At 57.7% G+C, this 5,029-nt stretch carries 5 protein-coding genes and 1 pseudogene; 2 read left to right on the top strand and 4 right to left on the bottom strand.

The genetic code is table 11. The annotated features are described in order from the left end of the window. Positions 1 to 642 (bottom strand): MobA/MobL family protein (locus E4P82_RS20920; protein ID WP_169250684.1); only part of this gene is annotated, 642 nt, incomplete at its 3' end. 642 nt (positions 643 to 1,284) lie between these two features. On the opposite strand from E4P82_RS20920, the gene E4P82_RS20915 reads away from it, so the two are divergent. Beyond that, positions 1,285 to 1,734, top strand: a complete 450-nt coding sequence (locus tag E4P82_RS20915; protein ID WP_169250683.1) for a hypothetical protein — start codon at positions 1,285 to 1,287, stop codon at positions 1,732 to 1,734. Between the two features lie 36 nt (positions 1,735 to 1,770). Here the strand turns inward: E4P82_RS20915 and E4P82_RS20910 are convergent, their stop codons facing one another. Together E4P82_RS20910 and E4P82_RS20905 are read right to left on the bottom strand one after the other, a co-directional pair. Then, positions 1,771 to 2,079, bottom strand: a complete 309-nt coding sequence (locus E4P82_RS20910; RefSeq protein WP_169250682.1) for a type II toxin-antitoxin system RelE/ParE family toxin — start codon at positions 2,077 to 2,079, stop codon at positions 1,771 to 1,773. Next, the gene (locus E4P82_RS20905) at positions 2,052 to 2,339 is read right to left on the bottom strand and encodes a ribbon-helix-helix protein, CopG family (RefSeq protein ID WP_246327779.1); all 288 of its coding nucleotides are present in this window, start codon (positions 2,337 to 2,339) and stop codon (positions 2,052 to 2,054) included. The genes E4P82_RS20910 and E4P82_RS20905 overlap by 28 nt, the downstream gene beginning before the upstream one ends. Positions 2,340 to 3,664: 1,325 nt before the next feature. On the opposite strand from E4P82_RS20905, the gene E4P82_RS22625 reads away from it, so the two are divergent. After that, complete coding sequence (locus E4P82_RS22625; protein WP_246327778.1) at positions 3,665 to 4,543, top strand: replication initiator protein A; 879 nt, start codon at positions 3,665 to 3,667, stop codon at positions 4,541 to 4,543. A 112-nt stretch (positions 4,544 to 4,655) separates the two neighbouring features. On the opposite strand, the pseudogene E4P82_RS23935 reads toward E4P82_RS22625, so the two are convergent. Further along, positions 4,656 to 4,958: pseudogene (locus E4P82_RS23935) on the bottom strand (MobA/MobL family protein); the annotation flags it as partial. Between the last annotated feature and the right edge of the window lie 71 nt (positions 4,959 to 5,029).

Genomic DNA, 5,029 nt, shown 5'->3' with positions numbered 1-5,029 from the left:
CGCGCCCGGCCAGTCCGTTTCCCGCCCTTCCTGTAGCCTCTGCGGGCCTCTGTGGCGCTGTGGAGGCGTTTCGATGCCTCGGGCCGCATGGGACAGCCGCGTGACCCGCTGCGGGGTTCCTTGGGCCTCTAGCACGGCGTTGACGGCCAGCTCCCACAATAGCCGAATGTTCCGGCACGCGCCTTTCTCCGACAGCAGCGCCACCCGCTTGCCGGTTTCCGGGTCGCGGTCACGGATGACGATATGGGCGTGTGGATTGTGCGCGTCCCGGCCGCTCTGGTGGATCGCCGCGAACCATGCCGCCCGCCCTTGCGTCACCCGCTCGGCAAACGCCATGACCAGCCCACGCCGTTGCTGGGGGTCCAGCTCGCGCGGCAAGGCCACGGTCAGCTTGTCGATCACGCGGGCATTTTGGCGGTCGCGCCGTTCTTCCCGGTCCAGCCATCGCCGCGCGGCGTGGCGCTCGATCGGCATTCGTCCGGCCAGCAGGGTGGCGCGGGCCTCGGGGCGGGTGATATAGCGCAGATGCGCGCCCGCCGTCCGGGGCGCATGGGTGGTCTTGCCGATACTGCGCAAATGCAAGCTGTAAATCGCCACGCTTCCAGTCTGCCCGCGCGGACGCGGCAGACACAGGACGGACAAACGGTTGTCCACAGAAAACCGGCACTTGCCGGGGGATGCAACGGGGGCCGCGCCCCCTTGCCGAGGGGGTTTTTGTTTACAAAAACACATCTTGCTACCCGCTCCCCACACCGGGTTTTCCGGCACGCGCACACATCGCGCAGCGATGTATAAGTGCGCATTTCCCTGCTTTGGTGGACGCCTTCGCCGGGTCGGACTTTCGCCCGCTGTCCTTGCCTCCGCCCCCTCTGCTGGCTTGCCGGTTCCCCAAACCGCGCCCGTGTTGACCCACATTGCACCTTACGCCCGCGCGGTTTCGCACTGGCGGGTTTCGCAGAAACCCAAAAGTGCGCCCTCCCATGGGTCGGGTTTCGGGTGCGGTGTTTCGTGGTGGCCTTGAACCGCCGCGGGTCACCGGATCGTTTCCGGCACGTGGCCACCCTGCGAGGGCGTTCCCCCCTCGCGCTCCCCCCGGATATTTGTTCTCCGGTGATGTTGTGCTAGGTCTGGGAGGCGGTACAGGGTGGGAACCCGATGGCCGCCGATGGTGAGGACGGCTCGCGCGGGTTTTCATAGTCCACGCGGGCCGTTTTCTTTGTGGCTTGTCTGCTCTGGACACTGTGCTACTGTCCAATCATGTCTGGGTGAACAAGGAAGGACAGCATGAAACTGAACAAGTATCAGGCCGCGAAAGCCGCAGGGATCAGCCGCACCACGCTAGACCGCCACATCAAGGAAGGAAAGATTTCCGTAGGAAAGGATGGAACCGGGAAAACCGTGATTGACGTTGCGGAGCTGGAACGGGTTTACAACGAGGTGGACACGGACAGCACGTCCCAGAATGTAGCCGGTGAACAAAGCGAAACGTCCAACGACAACAAGGCGGTACACCTCGAACTTGAGATTTTGCGCGAATATCTGGACCGCATGGAAAGCGACCGGGATCGGGAACGCCGCCAGCTTGAAAACGTCATTGACGACCTGCGCAAGGATCGGGACCACTGGCGACAACAGGCCACGGCGCTCCTACCCGATCAACGCGCTACAGCCCCACAGAAGACCGCTGAGGGGCGTTTAGCTCGGGCATGGTCAATCCTGAGGGGGAAATCCTGAAAACGCCTCTACGGGCTTCCTAGGCGGCAAAAAAGCCTATTGCGGCGTTTCTCGCTGCTCCAGACCGTGCCAGACACGAAGGACGACCATGATTTGACCGTCCTGACGGTACCGCAAGACATAACCCCGCTGACCGAACGGAATGGAAAGCTCCCTGTCGTCCCGTCCCTCCACCCGCTTGCCGATGGCCGGATGCTCGATCAGGAGCTTGGCCCCTTCGGCAATGGCTTCGGCGGCCCGTCGCGCCGCTGCGGGGTTATGGGGGTCAATGAAGCGCCGGAGGCGAATCAGGTCGGCTCTGGCCGCCGCCGTCCAGACTAGCGCCGTTGCTGGGGTTCGGGGCATGGGCCTTCCTTATCCGTGCCCCAAGTGTCGAGCCACGCGGTCATTGCTTCGTTGCTGACAAACTGGCCGGTGCGCTGATAGTCCGCCCATGCCTCGTCCGCTTCCAGATTGCGCCGCTCGGCTTCTTCCTCGCGTTCGAGATATTCGCGGATCGCCTCCCGCATCAGCCAATGCGGAGAGCGACGGCGGGTTTCTCCAAGCGTCTTGAGCCGGTCGCGGGTTTGTTCGTCGAGCTTGACGCCCATCGTCGTACTGGTCATGGCTCCCCCTGATTGGTTGTACCTATAGCAACCAGTTTCAACTAATGCGGGCTTGAGATCAAGAAAATTCTTTCTTTCCTACTGCCATAAGCAGGATGTTTGAAGACTGGCGGTGAAAATGAAAAACCCTCCTCCCGGACGGAAGAAGGGTTTTATCACATCTCAATTTTCAGTTTAAATCTCTAGCTTCGTTACGTTCCTCAAATCATACATCCTTGGACGTTCTTGCCTATAATCTGTTTCCGGGCCATTGGGACTAGGGTTTAGATTAACATAAATAACTGTGCGCTCGTAGGCAGGTTTAAAATTAAAGCTAAGTTCCCTAGGAATCCCTTGCTCTCTGATATCCGTGTTTTTAAGGGCCGCATATCGATCAAATGTTTCTTGCTGTAATTCGTCATCTTTTTTTTATTTGGCCCTGGACATCTTCTATTATAGAAGCTCTTGGCGACTTAACGCTCTCTAAATAGTCAGGTGTGTGGCCCGGATGTATAGAGACCACTTCTCCTATGCGCTCTTCTTTTGTTGCTGGATTCCATGCTCTAACAAGGTCTCCTAATTTTAACGAATAGCCCATTTTACCCTCCTTGGTTTGTTTTTTACCGTGTAACAGAAGCTCTTATTTTTCATAAAGCAGAATCTGGTCGAGAGTCAATGATTATTTTGCAAATTTTTTTGTTTGCTTGTTTTATAGCCGTTCTAGCGAAGCGCCGAACGGGTTTACCCCGTTCGGCCATGGCGACGCATTGAGCCGAAGCGGAGCGCCTGTCACAGGCCGCGCGTAGCGCGCCCCGCAGGGGCTTGGCCTTGACAGGCATAGCGTAGCGAAGGCTAGGGGGGTTGGGGGGGCTAACGCCCCCCATCGAACGTCAGGGATGTGAGCGAAGCGAACTCCGATTATCGTGCTTTCACACACGCTAAAAAGTTATCCACAGGCCGCCCCTGTGTTGTTAAAAACTGTTAGTGTATAGTGTTAAAGGAAAAAAAATGCGACATAACATTTTGATTTAAAAAAATAAAAAAAATGATGTGGTGTCCGCAAAGGCACGTGTCCACCGTCCGCAAAGGCACGTGTCTGCGTCCGCAAAGGCACGTGTCTGCGTCCGTCCTCTTGCGTCCCTGATAGCACGATACTAGGGTGTCCCTGATAGCACGTATATCGTGTGTGAAACTACGATAGGGGATCACATGGAACCGCTACTACCCGTCCGCCATGAAAACCGGGATTTTTTTCGTGTGCGACATCTTTGACGCGCTCCCTTACTTCAAGGACGACATGGCGAGCATGGAGCATCCGGTTTTTTTCGCTCTCCACCAAACCGGATATGCGTGCTCTGCACTATGCGTACAACGGCAATACCATCACCATCAAGCCGAGTTATGACGGCCTACCAACAATCCACGACAAGGATGTTCTGTTGTATTGCGCCAGCTATCTGAGGGCCGCCATTGCGCGAGGGCTCATGCCAAGCCAAACATTACGCTTCGCCGCTTATGACCTTTTGGTATCAACCAATAGGCTGACAAATGGACGATCTTATGAACGTTTTAAAGCTGCATTAGAACGTCTTTCAGGAACACGGATTCAAACCAACATCAAAACAGGCGGCTTAATCATCGAAGAAGGGTTTGGCCTCATCGACGCTTGGCGGGCGGTCAAAGAGGATAAAGACGGGCGGGTGATCGCTGCGGAAATCAAGCTTTCGGACTGGTTTTATAACGCTGTTGTTTCCAACGAAGTTCTAACTATTAACCGGGAGTATTTTCAAATCCGCAAGCCGATTGAGCGGCGCATTTATGAGCTTGCTCGCAAACACTGCGGTGACGATCAGGATTTCAAAATCGGCCTTGCCAAGTTGCATAAAAAGGTTGGAACAACCGCCCCTATCCGCAAGTTCCGCGCACAAATTCGAGCGATTGAAGAAACAAACAAATTACCCGATTACTCCGTGTCGATGGATGCCGACATGGTGACCTTCACCAATCGTAATTGGAAACCACCCGTCAGCGAGCGGCAAGCCGGATACCCGTTTCTGAAGCCGGAGACTCTCACGAAGGCAAAAGCGGCGGCGCCGGGGTGGGACGTATATCACCTCGAACAGGAATGGCGGGAGTGGAGCGCGAAGAAAGAGCCGACCAAGCGCCCGGATGCCGCGTTCGTGGCGTTTTGCCGGAAACGGTTTCAAAGGCAAGGCCAACCGTAGAGACCGGGACGGAAGCGCCCGGCCAGTCCGTTTCCCGCCCTTCCTGTAGCCTCTGCGGGCCTCTGTGGCGCTGTGGAGGCGTTTCGATGCCTCGGGCCGCATGGGACAGCCGCGTGACCCGCTGCGGGGTTCCTTGGGCCTCTAGCACGGCGTTGACGGCCAGCTCCCACAATAGCCGAATGTTCCGGCACGCGCCTTTCTCCGACAGCAGCGCCACCCGCTTGCCGGTTTCCGGGTCGCGGTCACGGATGACGATATGGGCGTGTGGATTGTGCGCGTCCCGGCCGCTCTGGTGGATCGCCGCGAACCATGCCGCCCGCCCTTGCGTCACCCGCTCGGCAAACGCCATGACCAGCCCACGCCGTTGCTGGGGGTCCAGCTCGCGCGGCAAGGCCACGGTCAGCTTGTCGATCACGCGGGCATTTTGGCGGTCGCGCCGTTCTTCCCGGTCCAGCCATCGCCGCGCGGCGTGGCGCTCGATCGGCA

The organism is Candidatus Competibacter phosphatis (genome assembly GCF_012939995.1).
GTDB lineage: Bacteria > Pseudomonadota > Gammaproteobacteria > Competibacterales > Competibacteraceae > Competibacter > Competibacter phosphatis.
This window is presented reverse-complemented; position numbering and strand designations above follow the sequence as displayed.

Excerpts from the sequence above, each read along its gene's own strand:
- E4P82_RS20915 (WP_169250683.1), top strand. The coding sequence starts at position 1,285 with ATGAAACTGAACAAGTATCAGGCCGCGAAAGCCGCAGGGATCAGCCGC.
- E4P82_RS22625 (WP_246327778.1), top strand. The coding sequence starts at position 3,665 with ATGCGTGCTCTGCACTATGCGTACAACGGCAATACCATCACCATCAAG.
- E4P82_RS20905 (WP_246327779.1), bottom strand. The coding sequence starts at position 2,339 with ATGACCAGTACGACGATGGGCGTCAAGCTCGACGAACAAACCCGCGAC.
- E4P82_RS20910 (WP_169250682.1), bottom strand. The coding sequence starts at position 2,079 with ATGCCCCGAACCCCAGCAACGGCGCTAGTCTGGACGGCGGCGGCCAGA.